This window comes from Exiguobacterium marinum DSM 16307 (genome assembly GCF_000620845.1).
In the GTDB taxonomy this organism is placed as follows: Bacteria; Bacillota; Bacilli; order Exiguobacteriales; family Exiguobacteriaceae; genus Exiguobacterium; species Exiguobacterium marinum.
On the sequence record NZ_KK211189.1, the window covers coordinates 1,616,385 to 1,639,909 of the forward strand.

Consider the following 23,525-nt stretch of genomic DNA (forward strand, 5'->3'; position numbering starts at 1 on the left):
GAGGAATTTTTTGTGAAGAAGTTTAAACGTATTTTCTTAGTAGTCATGGACTCGGTCGGCATCGGTGAAGCACCGGATGCTGAACAGTTCGGTGACAAAGGGGCCGACACGCTCGGACATATTGCACGTGAGCATAACGGATTGAATATGCCGAATATGGGTAAACTCGGACTCTCAAACATCAAACCAATTCAAGGGATCGATGTATCTGATGCACCAAGTGCTTATGGTCGTATGGAAGAAATTTCGGCTGGTAAAGATACGATGACGGGACACTGGGAGATCATGGGCCTTCATATCGAGACACCGTTCCGTGTCTTTGAAAAGTTCCCGGACGATTTGATTCATCGCCTAGAAGAGTTCAGTGGCCGTAAAGTAATCGGGAATAAACCGGCATCAGGTACAGAGATTCTTGACGAGCTCGGTGAAGAGCACGTCAATACGGGAGCTCTGATCGTTTATACATCTGCAGACTCGGTCCTTCAAATCGCTGCACATGAAGACATCGTGCCAATTGATGAGTTGTATCGAATCTGTGAATACGCGCGTGAAATCACGCGTGAAGACCCGTACATGCTCGGCCGCATCATCGCCCGTCCGTTCATCGGGACGCCTGGAGCGTGGGTCCGTACGGCAAATCGTCATGACTATGCACTCAAACCTTTCGGGAAGACGGTCATGAACACACTTGAAGAGGATGGTAAGGACGTCATCGCCCTCGGGAAAATCAGTGACATTTATGATGGGGAAGGCGTAACGAAGGCCATTCGTACGAAATCGAACATGGACGGAATGGACAAATTGGTCGATTCGCTCGAAGAAGACTTCGAAGGACTTTGCTTCTTGAACTTGGTCGACTTTGACGCCTTGTTCGGTCATCGTCGTGACCCAGAAGGCTATGCGGTCGCACTTGAAGAATATGATGCTCGACTTCCTGAAGTGATGGAGCGTCTTCGTGAAGATGACTTACTCATCATCACAGCGGATCACGGGAATGACCCGGTTCATGCTGGGACAGACCACACGCGTGAATACGTGCCGCTCATCGTTCACCATAACGGGGCGAAATCAGCGGACTTGGGCATTCGTGGTACGTTCGCAGACATCGGCGCGACCGTTGCTGAAAACTTTGACGTCGCGGCACCATCAAACGGAAAGAGTTTCTTAAACGAAATTTGAGGAGGCAATATTCATGGTAAATTGGAATGAAACAAAAGCGTATTTGCAAGAGCGTATGGGCGATACACCAGAAATCGGACTCATTCTCGGGTCGGGGCTTGGAGTCCTCGCGGACGAAATCGAGAACCCGGTCGCCATTCCATATGAGGAAATCCCGCACTTCCCAGTATCGACTGTCGAAGGACATGCAGGACAACTCGTGTTCGGAGAGCTTGAAGGAAAGCGCGTCGTCGCGATGCAAGGGCGATTCCACTTCTATGAAGGATACTCGATGGAACAGGTGACGTTCCCGGTCCGTGTCCTCAAATTGATCGGAGTCGAAACACTCATCGTCACGAACGCAGCAGGTGCATGTAACGAAACGTTCAACCCAGGTGACTTGATGATTATCACAGATCACATCAACTTCTTTGGGACGAGCCCGCTCATCGGGAAGAACGCGAGCGAATTCGGGACACGCTTCCCGGATATGTCAGAAGCGTATGATAAGGAACTTGTGAAATTGACGGAACGCGTGGCATCAGACCTTGGGCTCTCTGTACAAAAAGGTGTTTATTTCGGTAATACGGGTCCAACATACGAAACGCCAGCGGAAGTCAAAATGGCACGTCATCTCGGTGGAGACGTCGTCGGAATGTCGACGGTCCCGGAAGTGATCGTCGCGCGTCACTCGGATATGCGAGTCCTCGGGATTTCATGTGTTTCGAACATGGCTGCGGGAATTTTAGATCAACCACTCAATCATGAAGAAGTCATCGAGACAACAGAACGTGTTCGTCAAGACTTCCTGTCACTCGTTCGTGGCACGATTAAAAACATGTAAGTAACTTTATTTTAGGAGGACGACAGTTATGCGTATGGTCGATTTGATTTTGAAAAAACGTAACGGTGGAGAATTAAACGAAGAGGAGATTCGCTTTGTGGTCGAAGGATTCACGAACGAGTCGATTCCTGACTATCAAATGTCTGCATTGTCAATGGCCATCTACTTCAACGGGATGACTGAAAATGAGACGGCTGCTTTGACGATGGAAATGGTCAAGTCAGGGGACACGATTGACCTTTCGAATATCGAAGGGAAGAAAGTCGACAAACACTCAACAGGCGGAGTCGGTGATAAGATCAGCTTGATTGTGGCACCACTCGTCGCATCAATCGGTATCCCGGTCGCGAAGATGAGCGGTCGTGGACTCGGCCACACTGGCGGAACGATTGATAAGCTCGAATCATTCCCGGGGTTTGACGTTGAATTGACAGAAAAACAATTCACGAAACAAGTGAACGACATCAAGATGTCAATCATCGGTCAGACTGGAAACTTGACGCCAGCGGACAAGCGTCTCTATGCGCTTCGTGATGTAACGGCTACAGTCGAGTCGATTCCACTCATTGCAAGCTCAATTATGTCGAAGAAAATCGCAGCGGGTGCAGACAGTATCGTCCTTGATGTCAAGACAGGTTCTGGTGCATTCATGAAGTCGTTTGATGATGCGAAAGCACTCGCAGAAGAGATGGTCGCGATTGGGAAGAACGTAGGCCGTAAGACGGTCGCTGTCATCACGGATATGGACCAACCACTCGGGTTTGAAATCGGCAATGCGAACGAAGTGAAAGAAGCGATTGAAGTTCTGTCTGGTAAAGAAGTTGAAGACTTGAAAACAATCGCTCTCACAATCGCAGGACATATGGCAGTACTGGGTGATTTCTATCCAACTTTCGAAGAAGCGTATGCGGACCTCGAGAAACGGATTGCGGACGGTCATGCCCTCGAGGTGTTCCGCAAATTTATCGAAGCCCAAGGTGGAGACGCGTCACTCGTCGATGACGTGACCAAATTGCCACAAGCTTCGTACGAGACGACATTCGTTGCGAAAGAGGCTGGATACGTCGAGTCAATCATCGCAGACGAAGTGGGTGTCGCGGCGATGCTCCTCGGTGCAGGACGCGCGACGAAAGAAGATAAAATCGACTTTGCGGCAGGCATCACGCTTGAGAAGAAAGTCGGTGATCGTGTCGAGGCAGGAGACGTAATTGCAGTACTTCGCTCGAACATCGAAGACATGTCTTCAGCTGTCGAACGTTTAGACCATGCGTATACGATTGGTGCGACGAAACCAGAAGCCCGTCCACTCGTTCACGCTGTCATCCAATAAGACAGAACGTCTGTTTCCACAAAAAAAGTGGAGACAGACGTGTTTTTTTGATAAGATGGGTAATGTGAATGAAGAATAGCAGGATACATATACGAAAAGGGGTTGCTTGACACATGAAAAAAGGTTCAATGAAACTTGAAAATGGCGAAATGATTGAATTTGATTTATTCCACAATGAAGCACCGATCACGGTTGAAAACTTCGAAAAACTTGCGAACAGCGGCTTTTATAACGGATTGACGTTCCACCGTGTCATCCCTGGGTTCGTCAGCCAAGGCGGTTGCCCACAAGGGACAGGAATGGGCGGCGCTGGCTACACGATTCCATGCGAGACATCGACATCGTTCCCTCACAAACACGAAGCAGGGTCACTGTCGATGGCACACGCAGGACGTGACACAGGATCTTCACAATTCTTCATCGTCCATGAGCCACAGCCACACTTGGATGGGGTTCACACCGTATTCGGTAAAGTGACATCTGGACTTGAGCACGCAGTCAAGCTTCGTCAAGGAACGAAGATGGCTGAAGTGAAAGTTTGGGACGAGAATTGATTTTTGCCTGAAGGTTATGGCACAATGAACCATGTCTCTCACGTGTTCACGTCGTGAAACTTGAATGACTAAAGGTGGTGAACCCAGCGATGCTGGTAAAATATAAACGTTCTCATGAAAAGACGGCGATGGGTCTACTCGCATTCTCATGTAGTGACAAATCTCCGCTCAGCTTGCTTGAACTCGTCCGATTGTACGACGAGGAGGAGTCGAAGTTCCTCTACTTGTGGAAAGTCGGTGAAGACTTCGTTGGTATCATTGGTATGGAGCAAAAAGGCACGACGATGGTCATCGACCATATCGCCTTGTCGCCATCATTCCGTGGCGAGAAACGTTCTTACGAGCTTCTAGACGAGGTAAGAAACGTCCTTCCACTTGATTTGACGTTAACCGGTACAGGCAAGACGGGCGATTTATTGGACAAATGGAATCAATTGGTCGTCTGATGACAAAAAGCCCCCGCAATCACATCCGTGACTGCGGGGGTTTTACACGTCGTTATGAGTTGATCGAAGCGATCTGGAGAGCTGGTTGATTGAGTTCGAGCTTTTGAAAAAACACAACGTATGATTTGTCAAAGGCTCAGGATCATCCTCTCGCGCGTTGCCGTTCTAAAAGCGCTAACTCCCGTTCCGTGATGACGTCACTGCGGTCACGATGAAGATGCTTGTGCACGAGCTCCTCGAACGACAGCTCCGTCGTCGGGAACGACGGTTTCAGTGCTTCGACCGTCTTACGAACTTCTTGTTGCAAGGGAAGTGTCGTTATTAACGGCCATTCATCAAGCTGTGAGATGAATGCTTCGACATCTAGACCGAGCTTATTCAAATAGGGAGAAGCGACGTCCACTTTTTGACGTAAGAGACGCAAGCTCTTTTTCGCACCGATGAGATTATCGCGCCGAAGATGATAGTGAATGACGGCGTATTGAATGAGTGCCGCATAGCCGTGATGTTGTCGTCCACCTTCCTGCCATGCCTCTTCTAATACCTCATGACATTCGAAATAATCGGCATGACATTCAAAAAGCAACGTATAATGAATAAAAGGGGCCATGAATCAATTTTCTCCTTTCGTGTCCACGGTGTTATAAAACATGTTATACTAAAGCGCAAAAATGTAAAATGGCAGGTGTCTCTATGGAAGCCTATAACGTTAAAATTGATACGTTCGAAGGTCCACTCGACCTGTTGCTCCATTTGATCGGAAAAATGGAGATTGATATCGTCGACATTTCCGTGGCAGAAGTCACTGACCAGTATGTCGGCTATATTCGCACGATGCAAAAATTTGAACTCGACGTGGCCAGTGAATACTTGGTCATGGCGGCAACGTTGCTCCAATTGAAGAGTAAGCAGTTGCTGCCGCCCGTTCCGGTCGAGGATGACGAGGATGTTCCAGATTTCAGTGATGAACCGACGCGTGAAGGACTCATTCGTCAATTGATTGAATACAAAGCTTATAAAGAAGCAGTCGTTTTTATGCGCGAACAAGAAGAAAACCGTCTTGAACTGTATACGCGACCAGGTGAAGATTTGACGACGTACATGTCAGACGAGGTGTCGAAGTATGACGGCCCCCTCAACTTTTCGGATCTTCTCCACGCCTATTCAAAGATGATTGAACGTAAACGTTGGAAAGAGCGACGCAAAAAGACGATCAAACGTGAAGAGCGAACTCTTGAAGAACAGATGATACGACTTCATGACCACGTGTCCTCGACGCGACAAACATCGTTTTTCGCCTTCTTTGTAGAACGACCGAACATCTCGGATCTCGTGGTGACGTTTATGGCGCTCCTTGAGTTGATTAAGCTCAGGGTCGTCGAGACGAAACAACTCGACCAAGACATTCAAATTTCGTTCATCGAATCATCAAAGAAAGGGGATGAAGCGGTTGTTGTCTTATGAAACGATTATCGAAGGATTGCTATTCGTCGTCGGTGATGAGGGAATGGAAGTGCGTGCTCTCGCCGAGACACTCGATATCTCAGAAGCCGCGGCACGCGAACAGCTCAGTAAGCTAGAGATCTCATTCAACAAATCGAATCGACCGTTTCAACTAATGGAGTCGGCAGGAGTCTACAAGCTCGTGACCATTCCTGACGTTGCTCCCTACATTCAAAAGTATGTCGGGACGATGGCTGAGCAGGCGCTCTCGCGTGCGGCGATGGAGACTTTGGTCATCATCGCTTACAAACAGCCGGTCACACGGGCAGATATCGAAGAAATTCGTGGTGTCAAAGTGGAGCGTGTCATTCATACGCTACTGTCGAAAGGGTTAATTGAATCGGCAGGACGTGCAAAAACGATCGGCCGTGCCAAGTTATATCGCACGACTGAGCACTTCCTCGATCACTTCGGATTTAATTCACTCGAGGAATTACCACCATTAACATTTGAAGATGAACTGACGGACGAAGGAGATTTGTTCTTCGGTCAGGAATCATCGAAGCAAGAAGAGAGATTGGAGAAGGATTAATGATATGGAACGTTTACAAAAAGTAATCGCACAAGCGGGGATCGCCTCACGCCGGAAAGCAGAAGAAATGATTTTAGATGGTCGCGTCCGCGTCAATGGGAAAGTTGTCCGGGAACTCGGGACAAAAGTTGGACCGAAAACGGAGATTGAGGTCGATGGTGTCAAAATCGAACAAGAAGAACATGTCTATTACTTACTATACAAACCGAGCGGCTATGTATCGACGGTAGAAGATGACAAAGGGCGCAAAGTCATCACAGACCTCGTACCACCAGGGGCACGTGTTTTCCCTGTCGGACGTCTTGACTACAATACGACAGGTCTCATCATCTTGACGAACGATGGAGAGTTCTCAAACATGATGACGCACCCGAAATATAAAATCCAAAAGCGCTATGTGGCGAAAGTGAAGAATGTCCCGTCATACTTGGCCATTAAACAACTTGAGTCAGGCGTGGAGCTCGATGATGGCTTTAAGACAGGAAGCGCGAAAGTGAAGATGAAGTCTGTGGACCACAAGAAGAACACGGCGATTCTTGAAATTGTCATCTCAGAAGGGCATAATCGTCAAATACGTCGCATGGTCGAGGCAGTCGGTTCCGAGGTCATTAAACTCAAACGTGAACAGTTCGGTTTCTTGACACTGGACGGTCTCAACACAGGTGACTGGCGTGAGCTCTCACACAAAGAAATCAGTAAGCTTCGTGAACTCGCGAACCCGACTGTTCCGCCGAATCCACGAGGCAAAAAGAAGAAAAAATAACAATAAAAAATCGTCCTGAAATGGGATGATTTTTTTGATTGTGTAAATTGTGTGACAAAAAAATGAAAAAAGTCTGTTAATGTGCGTTTTTAATGTTTTTTCAGTACAATAGCAACTGAAGGATGGTGTGAAAACGATGACAAAAGATCAAAACAAAGACGACCGGATGGAACAAGCGGTCGCAAAAAAGAAAAAGAGGTCATTTTGGCGATTGATGATCATGACGGTCGTTCTCTTTGCGGGAGCCATCACCGTCATGCAACTGTTCGACCAGGCCGGTAACGACGGACGCATCGAGGCGGGAGACGAGGCACCGAACTTCAAACTCGTCACACTCGACGGCTCGACCCTTTACGAGCGAAATAACTACGAAGGAAAGGGTATGTTGTTGAATTTCTGGGGCACTTTCTGTGAACCATGCAAGAAAGAGATGCCTGTCGTTCAAGAGAATTATGCGACACTTCAGGATATGGGCGTCGATTTTTGGGCTGTGAACGTGGGCGAAACGCCACTTCGCGTCGACAACTTCATCAACGACCTCGGTGTAGGTCTCGATTATCCGATTTTGATGGATACGAAGAGTGAAGTCGAGGGAGCCTATGGCATTTATAATTTACCCGTCACATTCGTCATCGATGGTGAAGGGAATGTAATTGAAAAGTATGAAGGTGAACTCTCGAAAGAAAAATTGATGGAGCTAGCCGAGAAGTCATTGTAAGCGAACGGGGGACGCACTGATGCTAGATATGAAATATGAAGGCGCCGATTTACGATCGAAACGTCGTCCGAAATCGATCATTGACCGCGTGTGGAATTTTTTTGCATCGGTCAAAGTGGGGTTGTGGTTGATTGGTTTGATTATTGTCGGTTCGGCAATCGGAACAATCTTTCCTCAAGAAATGTATATTCCGCAACAGTTACCTGCTGAACAATACTATGCGCAGGAATACGGGACACCGGGATCCATTTATCATGCGCTCGGATTCCATAATTTATATACGTCATGGTGGTATATCTGCTTAATCGTCATGCTGACACTCTCGCTCATCGTTGTGTCGATTGACCGTGGTATCCCACTTTATAAAGCGCTCAAGAAACAACCGGTCAGACGGACAGAACGCTTCATGAAAGGTCAACGTCTCTTCGGTCAAGGTAAAGGGACAGAAGCTCAAATCGACGAAGTCACAACTTTACTCAAAAAGAAACGATATACCGTCAAACGTGACGGCGATGCCCTGTTAGCGGAGAAACACCGCTTCGGTCGTTGGGGTCCGTATGTCAACCACGTCGGACTTGTCATCTTCTTCCTCGGGGCGATGCTCCGAGTATTCCCTGCTTTTCATACAGACACACTCGAGTGGGTGCGTGAAGGAGATACGGTCTCACTAGAAGCGACTGATGGGGAGTATTATTTACGGAACGATCAGTTCATTCTTGAGATGTACGACCCGGAGAACAATGAGGAGGATGCGAAGTTCGCAGCCGCCATTGAAAAAGCGGGGGCCGTTCCGAAAAACTATGAGACAGAACTGACGTTATTCAAAAAAACGGGAACGAACGAGGACGGATCGCCGCAACTCGAACAAGTCGATGTCGGTTCGACGAAAGTCAACCACCCGTTTAAATTTGATCAATTTGAAGTGTATCAGGAACAATATTCGAGCCGTCCGGAATTCTTATCGATGTCGTTCATGTTGGCAGATAAAGAAACCGGCGACGAATATGGTCCGTTCAAAGTCGATTTGGAGAATCCAGAGAAATCCTATGAGATTGATGGGGTCACTGTCACCTTGAAAGATTTGTATCCGGACTTTGAAGTGAAAGATGGGCAACCGAACACGAAATCACCTCGTGCTCTGAACCCTGCCTTCTTCTTCAATATCGAATCACCTGAAGGAGAGACGGAATCAAACTTGGTCGGTATTCGTCTCAACGTCGCCGATGAAGAGAACCGTTATGATGTCCAGTTTGCAGGTACAGAAATGGCGAGCACGAGCGGACTCCGTGTGAAGAGTGATTCCACGTATCCAATCTTAATTGTCGGTGCCACCATCTTCATGATTGGGATTGTGATGGGCATGTACTGGCCGCATCGACGCGTATGGGTTCGCCGTCACGAAGACAGCGTTCTCGTTGCAGGCTTTACGAACAAAAACCCGTCTTCGCTCCGCCGGGAAGTTTCGCCGTTATTAGAACAGACAGGCTTACCGATGTGGGAGGACCAGGCGAGATTCACATCGGAATCGGAGAATGAGTCAACAGATGAAAGAGGGGAATCTTGATGGAATGGATTGAATGGAGCAGCCGGATGCTGTTTATCGCGTTCTTCCTTTATGCAATCTCAACGGTGCTCTTTACGATCGCCGTGAGTGGAATGCGTAAAGATCGGAACGTCAACCGAGTCGCCTATGGGAAATATGCATTCAGTTTGGCGGTGATCGGCTTTGTTGCTCAATTGACGTATTTCTTTATGCGTTGGGCAGGTGTCGGTTATGCGCCGGTATCAAACCTGTATGAATATACGACATTCTTTGGGATGATGATGGTGCTAGGGTTCCTTGTCGTATACGGTATTTATAGAAATGATGTACTTGGATTGTTCGCGATGCCGGTGGCGTTACTCGTCATCGCCTTCGCCTCGATGTTCTCGAGCGAGGTCGCACCGCTAATCCCTGCACTCAACAGTGTTTGGCTGAAAATCCACGTTACGACGGCCGCACTCGGTCAAGGCATTTTGGCGATCAGCTTTGCATCGGGTCTTATTTTCTTGTTAAATGAGACGTCGATGAAAGAACAGTCAAAATCGCGGACGTGGCTTGAAGTGACAATGTTCGTCCTCATGTGTACGCTTGGCTTCATCATCGTATCGATGCTCTTTAAGGGAATTGGTGCCGGTGGGGTCGTCGAATTTACGAATGACCGTGGTCAAGTAGAAACGTATGAATATTTCATGCCAATCTTGTTCGCCCCAGAAGGAGCACAACTGTTGTCTGGCGCAAGCGGATTGTCGCTTGAACTTCCAAACTGGATCAACACACTCAAGTTGAACACACTTCTTTGGTCGGTCATCGGCGGTGTCGTGATTTATGCGTTGCTTCGCTTCGTCATTTTGCGGAAACGTGTCGCAGAAGCGCTTCAACCGCTTGCGAAAAAAGTCGACCTCGACCTTGCTGATGAAATCAGTTATCGCTCGGTTGCGATTGGATTACCTGTCTTCATTCTCGGCGGCCTCATCTTCGCGATGATTTGGGCACAGATCGCCTGGAACCGTTTTTGGGGCTGGGACCCTAAAGAAGTGTGGGCCCTCATTACGATGCTTATTTATATATATTACTTGCATATGCGTATTCAGCGCGGCTGGACAGGAACGAAAGCAGCATGGTTATGTGTCGGTGGATTTGCCATCATCATGTTCAACCTCGTCTTCGTCAACTTGGTCATTGCGGGCCTACATTCGTATGCTTGACTTAAAAGAAGTCACGATTGTGACTTCTTTTTCATTTGGTCCATCAAATCATCGTTGTGAAGCGAAATAATAGAGTGGTATAGTTATGGCAGAGAGTAGAATGTTCACAAATGTGCAACATTCTCTACAACTCGTAATGGGTCTTAGGAGGGTTTCAGGAATGGCTGAGAAAACGAAAATTTTAGTAGTCGACGACGAAGAAAGAATTCGCCGACTTTTGAAGATGTACTTAGAACGCGAACAATATGTGATTGAAGAGGCAGTCAATGGCGAAGAGGCACTCGCACTCGCCCTTGAAAACGAATACGATGTTATCTTGCTCGATTTGATGATGCCGAAGATGGATGGTGTTGAAGTGTGTACAGAGCTTCGAAAAACAAAAGCGACACCCGTCATTATGCTCACGGCGAAAGGTGAAGAAATCGATCGTGTTCAAGGATTTGAGGTCGGAGCGGACGATTACATCGTCAAACCGTTTAGCCCACGTGAAGTTGTGCTTCGCGTCAAGGCGCTCCTTCGTCGTTCAGGCTCAACAAAATTCATGCAGACGAGCGAAAAGTCAAAAGATTTGATCGTCTTTCCACACCTGACAATCGATAACGATGCTCACCGCGTCACGGTAGATGGGGAAGAGATCGCACTCACACCGAAAGAGTACGAATTATTATTCTTCCTCGCAAAACAGGTGGACAAAGTCTTTTCGCGTGAACAGTTATTGAAAGAAGTATGGAACTACGAATTTTTCGGAGACCTTCGGACCGTCGATACACATGTGAAACGTCTTCGTGAGAAATTGAATCGGGTCTCTCCAGACGCCGCTCATATGATCACGACTGTATGGGGTGTCGGGTACAAGTTCGAAGCTGCCAGTGAATGATGATTCGTCGAAATAGTATCGTCACGAAACTGTGGCTGACGATTCTCGTTTTGGTCAGCGTGATCTTATTCATTGTCTCGGTATTGATGCTTGAATTTTTTAATTCCTTTCACATCGACCAAGAACGAGGGCATCTCGCCAAACTCGGAGGTCAGGTTCAATCGGTATTGTTGAATGAAGGGGATACGTCACAGACGATTGATCAAATCATCGAAGTTTATGGTGCGAATTATATTCTCGAAAACGGTTCGGTTCGATCCAACTTTGGCAATCAAGTGGACGGTTTGATGGTTGAACTTGAGCGACAAGATTGGGAAACGTACCAGGCGGTCGGGGAAACGGCCATCGGGAACTTCTCATCGTTTAACGATCAAGCGGCCCTTGCTTACCGAACGACATTCTCGTTATCAAACGGTCAATATACGCTGTACTTACTAGAACCCCTTGATGCAATCTCGAGTGCGAATGCGGGTGCGCGGACCATCATCTTGTGGACCGTCGCCTCGGCAATCATCGTCACGACCGTGTTTGCGTTCTTCTTATCGACACGGATCACGGCGCCTCTTCGAGAAATGCGGGACGCGGTAAACAAGACAGGTGAAGGGCAATTCGATTTACGTCTCGAGACGAAGACGCGAGATGAGATCGGTGAACTCGCCGCTTCCTTCAATGCGATGAGTAGCCAGTTGGCGAAGTATGTCGATGCCCTTGACCGCGAACGATTGCAACTTGCATCGATTCTACGTTCGATGGCGGACGGTGTCATTACGCTCGACCGTCATGCGAACATCATTGTCACGAATCCGCAAGCGAGCCCGCTGCTTCAAGACGGGCAGCCCCATGAAGTCGTGCTCTCTCTTTATGAGGAAGTGATGGATGGGACATCTGAAAAGACGATTGAAGTGAAACAGGATGACCGCTACTACACATTGACGGTCACACCGCTCGTCGGTGAGGATGATTTTGAAGGGGCCGTCGTCGTCATTCGGGACACGTCTGAGAGTCATCGACTCGATAAGATGCGGACCGATTTTGTGGCGAATGTCAGTCATGAACTCAGGACACCGCTCGTGACGCTTCAAGGGTATTCAGAGGCAATTATCGACGGCATGACAGAGAGTGACGAGGCAACGAAGGAGTTCGCCTCAATCATCTACGACGAATCACTACGCTTGGCCCGACTCGTCAACGATTTGCTGGATTTGGCACGCATCGAATCGGGTAAAGAGACGATGCAGTTCAGCTCGTTCGATATCGGGGAGTTCTTGCCGCGCGTCATGCGGAAGTTTAACCAAATGGCGTCTGAGAAGGAAATTCAATTACAGACAGACGTACCGCATCGACTCATCGAAGCGGACGGCGACCGACTCGAACAAGTGTTCACGAACTTGATCGGCAACGCCATCGCCCATACCGACTCCGGAGAGATTCGAATCGAGGCGACCGAAATGTCCGACGGGATACAGATTCAATTGACCGATACGGGTCACGGGATTCCGAAAGAAGACTTACCGTTCGTGTTCGAGCGATTCTACAAAGCCGATAAGGCGCGGACGAGTGGTTCGAAAACAGGGACCGGGATTGGACTTGCCATCGTCAAGAATGTGGTCGACGCCCATCATGGGACGGTCAACGTATCGAGTACAGCTGGTGTCGGTACGACATTTGAGATTTACTTACCATTTGAACAACCACACATCTCGTAATGGTGACTCGTTTGAGTCACCATTTGTGGCATTTTAAGGGGGGAGTCGTATGAAAAGATATACACGAACTGGCGACACGGGTGAAACTTCTTTAATCGGTAGCCGTGTCGACAAACATCATCCTCAAATCGAAGCGATGGGTCATCTAGATGAGTTGAATAGTCACATTGGTTTGGCGATTGCCCATCAAGAGGACGAGTCACTTCGTGGACAGCTGACGAAGGTTCAACACGACCTATTCGATCTCGGGTCGGAACTGATGTACACTGGAGAACCTCCAAAAAAGGTCGATCTGTCAATCGTGACGGAGCTTGAAAACTGGATAGATGAGTGGGAGACGTCATGCCCGGAGCTCATACGTTTCATTCTTCCGGGTGGCAGTGTTGCCGCAGCGAGCCTGCATGTGGCCCGTTCTGTCTGCCGACGGGTCGAGCGTGACTTGACCGCACTCGGTGTCGCCGACCGGCAGCTTCCGTACTTTAATCGATTGAGTGATTATTTATTCACGGTTGCACGTTACGCGAATGTCGTGGCAGGCATACCGGACCAAGAATATGCACGCGGCGCTGCCGTGTTCCAACCAAAACGAAAAAAGGAGTGATCGGCTGATGAAAGGAATCGAGCAGTTCGAGCATCAATTGCACTACTCGGTCTATCCGACCAAGAAATTTAAGACGACGACTTGTCTCGTCTCATTCGCTGCACCACTTTCTACAGATACGGTAGCAGATCGAGCCCTACTTCCATTCATTATGGAAAAATCGACGGAGACCTATCCTTCGATTGAGTTATTTCACACACCGCTAGAAGATTTGTATGACACAAACTTGTATGCAGGCGCTTCAAAAATTGGAAAAGAGCATGTCATCCAATTCCAACTTGAAGTCGTCAACGACAACCTTGTCGGGGAAAACGTCCTGAGCCAAGCAATCAAATTGCTTGAAGACGTACTGCTTCGTCCAAACGCCTATGACGGTGCATTCCAACCGCTCATTGTGGAGCAAGAGCGCCGTCTACAACGCCAGCGCATCGAATCGGTCTATGATGACAAGATGCGATTCGCCCAACAGCGTCTACAAGAGATGCTCGGAGGAGAACTCGCAATCCCGTCACTCGGTACGCTTGAACAACTCGACCATGTCACGCCAAAATCGTTGTACGATGCCTATCAATCGATGATTCAAGACGACCGTGTCGACATTTATGTCGTCGGGGATGTCAGTCGTGAACAAGTCGAACAGGCCTTTAACCCATTGGAATCTCTTGGGACACGTCAACCACGCCTGTTACCTGAAGCGAGTCGAGGTGAGTTTAAGCGATTAGAGGAGCATCAAGATATCAAACAAAGCAAGCTTCATCTCGCCTATGCGCTCGATGTCGACCCACGTACAAAAGACGCGATACGTATGCAAATTGTAAACGGGTTATTCGGTGGATTTCCTCATTCGAAACTGTTTATGAACGTCCGTGAAAAAGAAAGTTTGGCATATTATGCTGCTTCACAATATAGTTCACTCAGCCGAAAGTTATTCGTATACGCAGGAATTGATGCGACGAATCAGCAGAAGACTGAACAGATCATCGAAGAGCAATTGAAGGCTTTACAAGCGGGCGAGTTTGAAGATGAAACGCTACAACAGACGAAAGAACTCTTGTTCCACCAACGTCGTCAACTCGGAGATAGTCCGCGTCAGTTGATTGCTTGGATGAGCGGAGCGGACGTTCGTCCATTCTCGCTAGACGAAGAGATTGCGATTATCGAAAACACGACACGCGATCATGTCATCGCCCTTGCGAATGAGATAGAGCTTGAAGCTGTCTATTGTTTGAAAGGAGGAGAAGCATGAAACTAGACTTTCCAAACGTCGGAGAGACATTACATCACCACGTGCTCGACAATGGCCTCTCCGTTTACTTGTTGAAAAAGACTGGATATGAAAAAACATTCGCGACGTTCACGACCAAATATGGATCGATTGACCGACGCTTTAAACTAGAAGACTGGATCGAGGTTCCCGATGGTATTGCGCATTTCTTAGAACATAAGATGTTCGAAAAAGAAGATGGCGACGTCTTCCAACAGTTCGGACGTCAAGGCGCTTCGGCGAACGCTTTCACCTCTTTCACACGGACGGCGTACTTGTTCGGTGCGACGTCGAACATTCAGAAAAATGTTCAAACGTTGCTCGACTTCGTTCAAACTCCATATTTCACGGAAGAATCGGTTGAGAAAGAGAAGGGCATCATCGGTCAAGAGATCCAAATGTATCAAGACAATCCGGGATGGCGTCTTTATTTCGGTTTGATTGAAGCAATGTATGAGACACATCCCGTTAAAATCGATATTGCGGGCACTATCGAATCGATTTCGAAGATCACTGCAGAAGATTTATACGTTTGTCATCAAGCGTTCTACCATCCGAGCAATATGACGTTGTTCGTCGTTGGAAACATTGAACCGGATGAGATGCTCGAATTGATTCGAAACAATCAGTCGACCAAATCATTCGATGCACCGAAGCTGAGTGCCCGTGAAACGGTTGAAGAGCCGATCGCGGTTCGTTTGTCGGAACGAGTCATCGAGATGGATGTCTCTGTCCCGAAAGTGATGATTGGCTATAAAGATGCCCCGCAAGCTGGCGAAGCGGGTCTGAAGCAAGAGTTGACGGTAGAATTGCTTATGCATGCACTGTTTGATACGACAGCCCCTCTCTATACTGAGCTGTATGCTGAAGGACTGATTGACGATGCCTTCTCGTTTGACTATACGTCAGAAGAAACATTCGCCTTTGCTGCGTTGTCGATGGAGACGTCGGAAGTCGATGCGTTTGTCGGTCGTGTGACGGAGGCACTGGAACGTCCACTTCAACTCAATCAGGAAACGCTTGACCGTAAGAAACGCATGATGCAAGGACAATTTTTAAAAGCACTGAATTCACCGGAATTCATCGCCAATCAGTTTTCTCGTTATGCGCTCAATGACGGAAACTTGTTCGAGATTCCGAATTTGATTGATGACATCACATTAGATGAACTATACGAAGCGTACGAGCGGTTGTTCCGTCAAGAGCAACGGACCGTATGCATCGTCAAAAAGCCATGAAGACGTTGATTGTTGGAGCGAGCGGTGCCATCGGACGTGCCGTCTCGCTCGCTTTTCGTGAAGATGAATTGATTTTGCATGCGAACGAGGGTCACGAAAGACTACGTCATTTGATTGATGAAGAAAATCTTTCGGCAGAACTTTTTCCTTGTGACCTAACAGACCGAGGTGCCGTTGAGTCGTGGGTACAAGAAATGCCGAACGTCGACCGAATCGTCTACGTGGCCGGACACGCTCTTCATGGTCTCGTCGTCGACCAAGCAATCGATGAGCTCGACCGTCTCTATGAAATTCATGTCCGTGCGATGATTCGATTGGTCCAGTCCGTTGTAGCTAAGAAGCCGTATGATCATCAACTCGATATTGTCATTGTCTCAAGCATCTGGGGTGAGGTCGGTGCGGCCGCCGAGGTATTTTACTCCACAGTCAAGGCAGCACAGCTCGGCTTCGTCAAAGCGTTTGCCAGAGAAGTGGGACCGTTCAATGTTCGAATCAATGCGGTGACACCAGGGTGGATTGATACGCCAATGAATGATACGGTAGAAGAGTCGAAGGAATCCGTGATGAACGACATTCCACTTGGACGACTCGGGAATACTGAAGATGTTGCTAAAACCATTCGTTTTTTATGCTCAACGGACGCCTCCTATATGACAGGAACGGTGTTACGCATCGACGGTGGCTGGCAGTGATCTAGTCACTGTACATAAACGAGTTCTTTTCAATTCTTCTAAAATAATTTAAAATAGGCTAGGTAGTGAACTCGCTCGAAAGGATGGTTGGGGATGGAACATAAATTCGAAGAGTGGTATCTCGAGTATGAACTGTGTCAAAATCGACCGGGTATCCTCGGAGATATCGCGTCTCTCATGGGAATGCTTCAAATATCCATCGTCACCATCAATGGAGTCGATCTACAGCGCCGTGGGATGTTGTTAAAAGCCCCGGCTGCTGATCATGTCCATCGGCTCGAACATATTTTGAAGCGAATGGAAGCTATCGCTGTCATCAAGTTACGGCGTCCCAAATTAAGGGATCGAATAGCGATTCGACATGGTCGATACATCGACCATGACAGTGATGATAAAAAGACGTTCCGTTTCGTGCGAGAAGACTTAGGGATTCTCGTCGATTTTGTCGCAGAGTTGATGAAGGAAGAGCGTCATTTATTGATTGGCGTACGCGGTAATCCTCGCGTCGGAAAGACGGAATCTATCGTTGCGGCGAGTGTGTGTGCAAACAAACGATGGCTGTTTTTGTCATCAACACTGATGAAACAGACCGTTCGAACCTCATTATTTGAAGAAGAACGGGAAGGCGATCACGTATACATAATTGATGGAGCCGTCTCCACTCGTACAATGGATGAACGACATCGACAGCTCATCCGTGAAGTCATGCGATTGCCTGCAGTGAAAGTTATTGAACATCCTGACTTATATGTCCGAAACACCGATTGCGTGTATGAAGACTTTGATTATATTATTGAATTGAGAAACAACCCGGATGAAACGATCATCATCCCACAAGAAACGCATCGTGAGTCAGAATGGTTTGAATAATAATGTGAATGGAAGGTGTGGACCCCTGTGACAGAACTAGGGACTTTTTTGAAACAAAAGCGTGAGGAGAGCGGATTGACGCTCGACCAAATCCAACAGACGACGAAGATCCAAAAGCGCTATATCATCGCGATCGAGGAAGGTGATTACAAAAATCTCCCTGGCTCTTTCTATGCACGGGCGTTCATTAAAACGTATGCGGAGTCACTCGGTCTAGATGTAGATGAACTGTACGGAACATATGCAAAAGACTTACCAAAAATCGAGGCACAGCCGACCGCTCAGTTATCTCGGAAGAAAACGTATTCCAAGGCTTCGGAGTCTACGAGCCGGGTTTCAAGGTGGGTTCCAAAAGTACTGCTTGTCCTCACTGTCTTTTTGCTCATCACTGCGGTTTATTTTGCGGTGAGAAGCATCGACTTCGGTGGGCAGGATGCGAGTCCTACTGAACCGCCAAGTTCTAGCGTTACGGTCGACCAAAACGAGGATGTTCCGGCAGATGAGCCTGTCGAGGAAGAACCGTCTGAAGAGAATCCGGCTGAGGAAGAACCGCCTGCAGAATCCGGTCCGGTTGCGGTGACAGAATCGAACGGTGCGGATATCACATATGAACTTATGACGAGTGAAAAATTATCAACTGAGATTTATGTGAAAGAGTCCCCGGCCTCATATGTTGGCGTACGTGATACATCACTTGAAGGAGCATTCCTAGCGCCTGAATATCCAAATCAATCGAAACAAAACCCGATTGTCATTGAAGACGCTGAGACGGACACGCTACGTATTCGAATCGGGCTCATCGCAGGTGTTGAGAAAATCGTCGTCAACGGTCGCGAGCTCGAGCTTCAAGAGTCTCCGGTCACACAAAATATTTTTGTAAAGAGAGTTGACACTGAATAAGTCGACTCTCCTTCTAAGAGGAGGCGTTCTACATGAACCTACCTAACCGATTGACGATGTTACGCGTGGTACTCATTCCCGTATTCGTCGTCTTACTCGCTATTGATTTTGATTGGGGCAACATCGCCTTTTTAGGTGCTGACATCCCACTTCACCAATTTATTGCTGGTGTGATTTTTACGATTGCGGCCATTACGGACTGGCTGGATGGTCATTTGGCCCGCAAACACAATTTGGTCACGAACTTTGGTAAGTTTATGGACCCGCTCGCAGACAAACTTCTCGTTACGGCGGCACTCGTGCTCCTCGTCGAGATGGACCTCGTTGCGGCTTGGGTCGTCGTCGTGATTCTTTCACGCGAATTCGCTGTCACTGGCCTTCGCCTTGTCGCTGCTGACGAAGGGATTGTCGTCGCGGCCGGAAAATCTGGGAAGGCGAAGACGTGGGTGCAACTCTTTGCCATCATCTTCTTGCTATTCGGTAATCCGATTTTCAGCTATGTCGGAATCCCATTTGGCGAATGGGCGATGTGGTTGGCACTCGCGCTGACGATTTATTCAGGTGCTGAGTACTTCGCACAAAACTACAAGATAATTGTGAAGTCGATGTAAGTCGACAGAGACGAGTTGGTTGATCTAGCTCGTCTTTTTTTTTGAAGTCGAGGAGGAATTAAGATGAAACGAGCCGAAATCATTGCGGTAGGAAGCGAGTTGCTCTTAGGAGAAATCATCAATACGAATGCCAGTTACATATCAGAACAACTGTCGAAGTACGGCGTGCCGGTCTTGTATCATCAAGTTGTCGGGGACAACGCGGCACGAATGCGAGAGACTTTTGAGATCGCCCGTCGTCGTTCTGACTTGGTCATCGTCACAGGTGGGCTAGGTCCAACAGCGGATGACGTCACGAAAGAGGTCCTTTCTGAACTGCTCGAACGTCCGATCGTACGGGATGAGGAAGCGTTTGAGACGATTCAACGATTCCTTCGCTCGCGTAATCGCCCGATGAATGAGGGGGATGCACGCCAAGCCGATGTGTTGAGCGGAGCAGACGTGCTACAAAATCCAGTAGGGCTTGCTCCGGGTATGTGGATTCCTGGTGATACGACATGGATGCTACTCCCAGGTGTACCGCGTGAGATGCGAGCGCTCGTCGATGAGACGTTTCCGAAAAAGTTTTCAGGTGCGACGCTCGTCTCGGAATCGCTACGATTTTATGAGATTGGTGAATCCGCCCTCGACGATGCAGTGAAAGACTTGTTGAACGGTGCAAATCCAACCGTCGCGCCATATGCCGAGACTGGAGAGGCAAGACTCCGAATCAGCGCTCGTGCTGTCGATGAGATGACGGCGAGAGCGATGATTCAAGAAGTGAAGTCTAAAATTTTAGAACGGGTCGGTTCATATTATTTCGGATCGGATGAAGAAACGATTGCCTCGCATCTTGTTCAATTGCTGACTCGCATGAATCGAACGCTCGCTGTTGCCGAGTCATTGACCGGTGGTGAGGTCCAGTCGATGATCACATCGACACCGGGTTCGTCAGCTGTTTTTTTAGGAGGGATGGTGACGTATTCGGATGAGCTAAAAAATAGGTATTTGGGGGTCGCCCTTGATACAATTGAACAGTACTCAGTCGTCTCAAAAGAAGTTGCCTATGAGATGGTCGTGGGGTTGGCTCATGAATCGAAAGCCGATTATGCCCTTTCATTCACAGGTGAAGCTGGACCGACATCAAATTCGGGTCGTCCGGTCGGAACGGTCTATATCGGCGTGAAAACGCCAGGGGGAACCGAGGTCATCGAGCGAACGTATCCACATCAGGAACGTAATATGATTCGTATGAGAGCTGCAAAAGACGGGTTGTGGGCCCTCATCCAGCGAATTGAAAAAGGCGAATAAATGTTCGTAAAAAACTTGTGTATCGCCAATTGTTCACGTATAATGAAAGTATCAATTAAAGGAGGCTCATTTATCTATGAGTGATCGTAAACAAGCGTTAGAAATGGCATTGCGCCAGATTGAAAAACAATTCGGTAAAGGCTCGATTATGCGCCTTGGTGAAAATACAGACCAACAAGTGTCGGTCATCCCTTCAGGGTCAATCGCTCTCGATGTCGCGCTCGGAGCAGGTGGATATCCACGTGGTCGTGTCATTGAAGTATACGGACCAGAATCTTCAGGTAAGACGACTGTCGCCCTTCATGCGATTGCGGAAGTTCAAAAACGCGGAGGTCAAGCTGCATTCGTCGATGCCGAGCACGCGCTCGATCCGAAGTATGCTAAAAACCTTGGTGTCAACATCGATGAGTTGCTTCTCTCTCAACCGGATACAGGGGAGCAGGCGCTTGAGATCGCTGAAGCGCTCGTTCGCTCTGGTGCGGTTGATATCCTTGTTGTCGACTCGGTTGCGGCACTCGTACCAAAAGCCGAAATCGAAGGGGAAATGGGAGATTCACACGTTGGTCTTCAAGCCCGCTTGATGTCTCAGGCACTTCGTAAGCTGTCTGGTGCGACGAACAAGTCGAAGACGATTGTGATCTTCATCAACCAAATCCGTGAGAAGATCGGTATCATGTTCGGTAACCCGGAAACGACTCCAGGTGGTCGCGCCTTGAAGTTCTACTCTTCGGTGCGTCTTGAAGTTCGTCGTGCAGAAACACTCAAACAAGGTCAAGATATGGTCGGGAACCGTACGAAGATCAAGATTGTTAAAAACAAGATTGCGCCACCATTCAAAACGGCAGAAGTCGATATCATGTATGGAGAAGGAATCTCACGTGAAGGGGAACTCATCGACATCGGTGCAGACCTCGATATCGTTCAAAAGAGTGGAGCTTGGTATTCATTCAATGAGGAACGTCTCGGTCAAGGCCGTGAGAACGCGAAGCAGTACATGAAAGAAAACCCAGCAATCGCTGCCGAAGTGGAACGACAAATTCGCGACCACTACGGCTTGAACGGAGAAAAAACGGTCACAGTCGAAGGGGAAGACGACGAAGTTATTTCACTTCTCGATGACGAATAAGCAGATTGTCTCACTTGGAATCATCCGAGTGAGATTTTTTTAGTATAATTTTTAGACAATTGGTAGTTCTATCCTGTCCGTGCATTGCATTCTCACTCTTAAATAAGTACAATAAAGTTATGCGTGGGCTTGCCCGTGCTACTCACTTATTAAAAAAATAAAATAACCTTGCGAAAGGGAGGTGAACATGATGGAATGGCTATACTGGCTTATTCTGATCCTCCTTTTGCCGATAGCTTTTGTTGCAGGTTTTTTTGTGCGTAAATCGATCGCCGAAGCGAAGATTCAAGGTGCCGAGACGGAAGCGACTAAGATTGTGGAGCAAGCCAAACAACAATCGGAAGCGATGCAAAAAGAAGCACGGCTTGAAGTAAAAGAAGAGATGATTCAACTTCGTAATGAGACGGAACAGGAATTACGTGAACGTCGCGAAGACCAGAAAGTGAAAGAGAATCGCCTCGTTCAAAAAGAAGAGCTTCTCGACCGCAAAGCAGACATGCTCGAGCGGAAAGAAGACTCACTTGATGAACAGGAACGAGGACTCGAAAAGCGCAAGCGTGAAGCAGAAATGCTTGAAAGCAAAGTGGAGGACTTATACGCAGAGGCACGCCAAGAACTTGTACGCGTGGCATCCCTCTCGAAAGATGAAGCACGTACCATCATCATGGACGAAGCGAAGCAGGAAGCGCTTCACGATGCTGCTCTCCTTCAAAAAGAAATCGAGCAAAAAGCAAAACAAGAAGCGGATAAAAAAGCGAAACACCTCTTATCTCTCACGATGCAACGATACGCTGCTGAACATGTCGCTGAGACGACGGTATCCGTTGTTAACTTACCGAGTGATGAGATGAAAGGTCGCATCATCGGGCGTGAGGGTCGTAACATCCGGACGCTCGAGACGTTGACTGGGATTGACCTCATCATTGATGACACACCAGAAGCCGTCATTTTGTCAGGTTTCGACCCGGTTCGCCGTGAAATCGCCAAAATGACGCTTGAAAAACTCGTTCAAGACGGTCGGATTCACCCGGCTCGAATTGAAGAGATGGTCGAGAAATCGCGTCGGGAAGTGGATGAGCGCATTCGTGAGTACGGAGAAGAAGCAACGTTCGAAGCCGGGATTCATGGACTCCATCCAGACCTCGTCAAAACACTCGGTCGCATGCGCTATCGTACGAGTTATGGTCAGAACGTCTTGTCTCACTCGGTCGAGGTGGCACACCTTGCCGGGATGATGGCAGCCGAACTCGGGGAAGATGTCACGCTCGCGAAGCGGGCAGGGCTCTTACACGATATCGGTAAAGCAATCGACCACGAAGTCGAAGGTAGTCACGTCGAGATCGGTGTGGAACTTGCGACGAAGTACAAAGAACATCCGGTCGTCATCAACTCGATTGCTTCCCACCACGGAGACGTCGAGGCGACATCGACGATTGCGGTACTTGTGGCAGCGGCCGACGCCTTGTCAGCAGCTCGCCCAGGAGCTCGCCAAGAGACACTTGAAAGCTACATTCGCCGTCTCGAACGACTCGAGTCAATCTGTGAGTCGTTTGAAGGTGTCGAAAAATCGTATGCGATTCAAGCGGGACGTGAAGTCCGAATCATCGTTCGTCCTGATGTCGTCGACGATGTCGTCGCCGGCAAGATGGCACGCGATATTTGTAAGCGAATCGAGGATGAACTCGATTATCCTGGACAAATTAAAGTGACGGTCATTCGTGAAACACGTTCCGTCGATTATGCGAAGTAAACGA

At 48.2% G+C, this 23,525-nt stretch carries 24 protein-coding genes; 23 read left to right on the forward strand and 1 reads right to left on the reverse strand.

Features of this window, described 5'->3' with window-relative positions; genetic code table 11:
- Positions 1 to 12 precede the first annotated feature (12 nt).
- The 5 genes from deoB (at position 13) to P400_RS0108650 (ending at position 4,332) form a co-directional block, all read left to right on the forward strand.
- Positions 13 to 1,179: a phosphopentomutase gene (gene deoB, locus P400_RS0108630; RefSeq protein ID WP_026825811.1), complete on the forward strand. Its 1,167-nt coding sequence runs from the start codon at positions 13 to 15 to the stop codon at positions 1,177 to 1,179.
- Positions 1,180 to 1,192: 13 nt separating this feature from the next.
- Positions 1,193 to 2,002 carry a purine-nucleoside phosphorylase gene (locus tag P400_RS0108635; RefSeq protein ID WP_026825812.1) on the forward strand — a complete coding sequence of 270 codons (810 nt, stop codon included), beginning with the start codon at positions 1,193 to 1,195 and terminating at the stop codon, positions 2,000 to 2,002.
- Between the two features lie 28 nt (positions 2,003 to 2,030).
- On the forward strand, positions 2,031 to 3,332 hold the full coding sequence (locus P400_RS0108640; protein WP_026825813.1) for a pyrimidine-nucleoside phosphorylase: 1,302 nt from the start codon (positions 2,031 to 2,033) through the stop codon (positions 3,330 to 3,332).
- Between the two features lie 113 nt (positions 3,333 to 3,445).
- Positions 3,446 to 3,886, forward strand: a complete 441-nt coding sequence (locus P400_RS0108645; protein ID WP_026825814.1) for a peptidylprolyl isomerase — start codon at positions 3,446 to 3,448, stop codon at positions 3,884 to 3,886.
- 89 nt (positions 3,887 to 3,975) lie between these two features.
- Positions 3,976 to 4,332, forward strand: a complete 357-nt coding sequence (locus tag P400_RS0108650; protein WP_026825815.1) for a GCN5 family acetyltransferase — start codon at positions 3,976 to 3,978, stop codon at positions 4,330 to 4,332.
- 142 nt (positions 4,333 to 4,474) lie between these two features.
- Here the strand turns inward: P400_RS0108650 and P400_RS0108655 are convergent, their stop codons facing one another.
- Positions 4,475 to 4,942: a DUF309 domain-containing protein gene (locus P400_RS0108655; RefSeq protein WP_026825816.1), complete on the reverse strand. Its 468-nt coding sequence runs from the start codon at positions 4,940 to 4,942 to the stop codon at positions 4,475 to 4,477.
- Positions 4,943 to 5,025: 83 nt separating this feature from the next.
- Between P400_RS0108655 and P400_RS0108660 the strand changes: the two genes are divergently transcribed.
- The 18 genes from P400_RS0108660 (at position 5,026) to rny (ending at position 23,521) form a co-directional block, all read left to right on the forward strand.
- Entirely contained in the window at positions 5,026 to 5,796 is a 771-nt protein-coding gene (locus P400_RS0108660; protein WP_026825817.1) for a segregation and condensation protein A, read from the forward strand.
- Complete coding sequence (gene scpB, locus P400_RS0108665) at positions 5,774 to 6,367, forward strand: SMC-Scp complex subunit ScpB (protein ID WP_026825818.1); 594 nt, start codon at positions 5,774 to 5,776, stop codon at positions 6,365 to 6,367. Before P400_RS0108660 ends, scpB begins: the two co-directional genes overlap by 23 nt.
- A gap of 4 nt (positions 6,368 to 6,371) precedes the next feature.
- Positions 6,372 to 7,130, forward strand: a complete 759-nt coding sequence (locus P400_RS15065) for a pseudouridine synthase (protein ID WP_034771018.1) — start codon at positions 6,372 to 6,374, stop codon at positions 7,128 to 7,130.
- A gap of 136 nt (positions 7,131 to 7,266) precedes the next feature.
- Positions 7,267 to 7,848 (forward strand): redoxin domain-containing protein, encoded by a 582-nt coding sequence (locus P400_RS0108675; RefSeq protein WP_051545970.1) that lies wholly within the window; start codon positions 7,267 to 7,269, stop codon positions 7,846 to 7,848.
- A 19-nt stretch (positions 7,849 to 7,867) separates the two neighbouring features.
- Positions 7,868 to 9,412: a cytochrome c biogenesis protein ResB gene (gene resB, locus P400_RS15070; RefSeq protein WP_034771019.1), complete on the forward strand. Its 1,545-nt coding sequence runs from the start codon at positions 7,868 to 7,870 to the stop codon at positions 9,410 to 9,412.
- Positions 9,412 to 10,596, forward strand: a complete 1,185-nt coding sequence (ccsB, locus tag P400_RS0108685) for a c-type cytochrome biogenesis protein CcsB (protein ID WP_026825820.1) — start codon at positions 9,412 to 9,414, stop codon at positions 10,594 to 10,596. Before resB ends, ccsB begins: the two co-directional genes overlap by 1 nt.
- Before the next feature lie 160 nt (positions 10,597 to 10,756).
- Positions 10,757 to 11,473: a response regulator transcription factor gene (locus P400_RS0108690; protein ID WP_026825821.1), complete on the forward strand. Its 717-nt coding sequence runs from the start codon at positions 10,757 to 10,759 to the stop codon at positions 11,471 to 11,473.
- Complete coding sequence (locus P400_RS0108695) at positions 11,473 to 13,179, forward strand: sensor histidine kinase (RefSeq protein ID WP_026825822.1); 1,707 nt, start codon at positions 11,473 to 11,475, stop codon at positions 13,177 to 13,179. The genes P400_RS0108690 and P400_RS0108695 overlap by 1 nt, the downstream gene beginning before the upstream one ends.
- Positions 13,180 to 13,228: 49 nt before the next feature.
- Positions 13,229 to 13,780 (forward strand): cob(I)yrinic acid a,c-diamide adenosyltransferase, encoded by a 552-nt coding sequence (locus tag P400_RS0108700; protein WP_026825823.1) that lies wholly within the window; start codon positions 13,229 to 13,231, stop codon positions 13,778 to 13,780.
- A 7-nt stretch (positions 13,781 to 13,787) separates the two neighbouring features.
- A complete protein-coding gene (gene yfmF, locus P400_RS0108705) occupies positions 13,788 to 15,026 on the forward strand; it encodes an EF-P 5-aminopentanol modification-associated protein YfmF (RefSeq protein WP_084483590.1) in 1,239 nt (412 codons plus the stop codon).
- Entirely contained in the window at positions 15,023 to 16,282 is a 1,260-nt protein-coding gene (gene yfmH, locus P400_RS0108710) for an EF-P 5-aminopentanol modification-associated protein YfmH (protein WP_026825825.1), read from the forward strand. Before yfmF ends, yfmH begins: the two co-directional genes overlap by 4 nt.
- The gene (gene ymfI, locus P400_RS0108715) at positions 16,261 to 16,974 is read left to right on the forward strand and encodes an elongation factor P 5-aminopentanone reductase (RefSeq protein WP_235181838.1); all 714 of its coding nucleotides are present in this window, start codon (positions 16,261 to 16,263) and stop codon (positions 16,972 to 16,974) included. The genes yfmH and ymfI overlap by 22 nt, the downstream gene beginning before the upstream one ends.
- A 93-nt stretch (positions 16,975 to 17,067) precedes the next feature.
- Positions 17,068 to 17,844, forward strand: a complete 777-nt coding sequence (locus P400_RS0108720) for a YmfK family protein (protein ID WP_012726484.1) — start codon at positions 17,068 to 17,070, stop codon at positions 17,842 to 17,844.
- 27 nt (positions 17,845 to 17,871) lie between these two features.
- Positions 17,872 to 18,744 (forward strand): helix-turn-helix domain-containing protein, encoded by an 873-nt coding sequence (locus P400_RS0108725; protein WP_026825827.1) that lies wholly within the window; start codon positions 17,872 to 17,874, stop codon positions 18,742 to 18,744.
- A 32-nt stretch (positions 18,745 to 18,776) separates the two neighbouring features.
- Positions 18,777 to 19,355 carry a CDP-diacylglycerol--glycerol-3-phosphate 3-phosphatidyltransferase gene (gene pgsA, locus P400_RS0108730; RefSeq protein WP_026825828.1) on the forward strand — a complete coding sequence of 193 codons (579 nt, stop codon included), beginning with the start codon at positions 18,777 to 18,779 and terminating at the stop codon, positions 19,353 to 19,355.
- 63 nt (positions 19,356 to 19,418) lie between these two features.
- Positions 19,419 to 20,645 carry a competence/damage-inducible protein A gene (locus P400_RS0108735; protein WP_034771020.1) on the forward strand — a complete coding sequence of 409 codons (1,227 nt, stop codon included), beginning with the start codon at positions 19,419 to 19,421 and terminating at the stop codon, positions 20,643 to 20,645.
- Between the two features lie 76 nt (positions 20,646 to 20,721).
- Complete coding sequence (gene recA, locus P400_RS0108740; RefSeq protein WP_026825830.1) at positions 20,722 to 21,771, forward strand: recombinase RecA; 1,050 nt, start codon at positions 20,722 to 20,724, stop codon at positions 21,769 to 21,771.
- Between the two features lie 187 nt (positions 21,772 to 21,958).
- Positions 21,959 to 23,521: a ribonuclease Y gene (rny, locus tag P400_RS0108745; protein ID WP_026825831.1), complete on the forward strand. Its 1,563-nt coding sequence runs from the start codon at positions 21,959 to 21,961 to the stop codon at positions 23,519 to 23,521.
- Positions 23,522 to 23,525 lie beyond the last annotated feature (4 nt).

Bases quoted from the DNA above. Each gene is read 5' to 3' on its own strand.
- P400_RS0108675 (WP_051545970.1), top strand. From the start codon at position 7,267: ATGACAAAAGATCAAAACAAAGACGACCGGATGGAACAAGCGGTCGCA.
- P400_RS0108720 (WP_012726484.1), top strand. From the start codon at position 17,068: ATGGAACATAAATTCGAAGAGTGGTATCTCGAGTATGAACTGTGTCAA.
- rny (WP_026825831.1), top strand. From the start codon at position 21,959: ATGATGGAATGGCTATACTGGCTTATTCTGATCCTCCTTTTGCCGATA.
- P400_RS0108700 (WP_026825823.1), top strand. From the start codon at position 13,229: ATGAAAAGATATACACGAACTGGCGACACGGGTGAAACTTCTTTAATC.
- recA (WP_026825830.1), top strand. From the start codon at position 20,722: ATGAGTGATCGTAAACAAGCGTTAGAAATGGCATTGCGCCAGATTGAA.
- yfmF (WP_084483590.1), top strand. From the start codon at position 13,788: ATGAAAGGAATCGAGCAGTTCGAGCATCAATTGCACTACTCGGTCTAT.
- P400_RS15065 (WP_034771018.1), top strand. From the start codon at position 6,372: ATGGAACGTTTACAAAAAGTAATCGCACAAGCGGGGATCGCCTCACGC.
- P400_RS0108645 (WP_026825814.1), top strand. From the start codon at position 3,446: ATGAAAAAAGGTTCAATGAAACTTGAAAATGGCGAAATGATTGAATTT.
- P400_RS0108690 (WP_026825821.1), top strand. From the start codon at position 10,757: ATGGCTGAGAAAACGAAAATTTTAGTAGTCGACGACGAAGAAAGAATT.
- ccsB (WP_026825820.1), top strand. From the start codon at position 9,412: ATGGAATGGATTGAATGGAGCAGCCGGATGCTGTTTATCGCGTTCTTC.
- ymfI (WP_235181838.1), top strand. From the start codon at position 16,261: ATGCATCGTCAAAAAGCCATGAAGACGTTGATTGTTGGAGCGAGCGGT.
- P400_RS0108640 (WP_026825813.1), top strand. From the start codon at position 2,031: ATGCGTATGGTCGATTTGATTTTGAAAAAACGTAACGGTGGAGAATTA.
- P400_RS0108695 (WP_026825822.1), top strand. From the start codon at position 11,473: ATGATTCGTCGAAATAGTATCGTCACGAAACTGTGGCTGACGATTCTC.
- scpB (WP_026825818.1), top strand. From the start codon at position 5,774: ATGAAGCGGTTGTTGTCTTATGAAACGATTATCGAAGGATTGCTATTC.
- P400_RS0108635 (WP_026825812.1), top strand. From the start codon at position 1,193: ATGGTAAATTGGAATGAAACAAAAGCGTATTTGCAAGAGCGTATGGGC.
- resB (WP_034771019.1), top strand. From the start codon at position 7,868: ATGCTAGATATGAAATATGAAGGCGCCGATTTACGATCGAAACGTCGT.
- P400_RS0108650 (WP_026825815.1), top strand. From the start codon at position 3,976: ATGCTGGTAAAATATAAACGTTCTCATGAAAAGACGGCGATGGGTCTA.
- P400_RS0108735 (WP_034771020.1), top strand. From the start codon at position 19,419: ATGAAACGAGCCGAAATCATTGCGGTAGGAAGCGAGTTGCTCTTAGGA.
- P400_RS0108660 (WP_026825817.1), top strand. From the start codon at position 5,026: ATGGAAGCCTATAACGTTAAAATTGATACGTTCGAAGGTCCACTCGAC.
- pgsA (WP_026825828.1), top strand. From the start codon at position 18,777: ATGAACCTACCTAACCGATTGACGATGTTACGCGTGGTACTCATTCCC.
- yfmH (WP_026825825.1), top strand. From the start codon at position 15,023: ATGAAACTAGACTTTCCAAACGTCGGAGAGACATTACATCACCACGTG.
- P400_RS0108655 (WP_026825816.1), bottom strand. From the start codon at position 4,942: ATGGCCCCTTTTATTCATTATACGTTGCTTTTTGAATGTCATGCCGAT.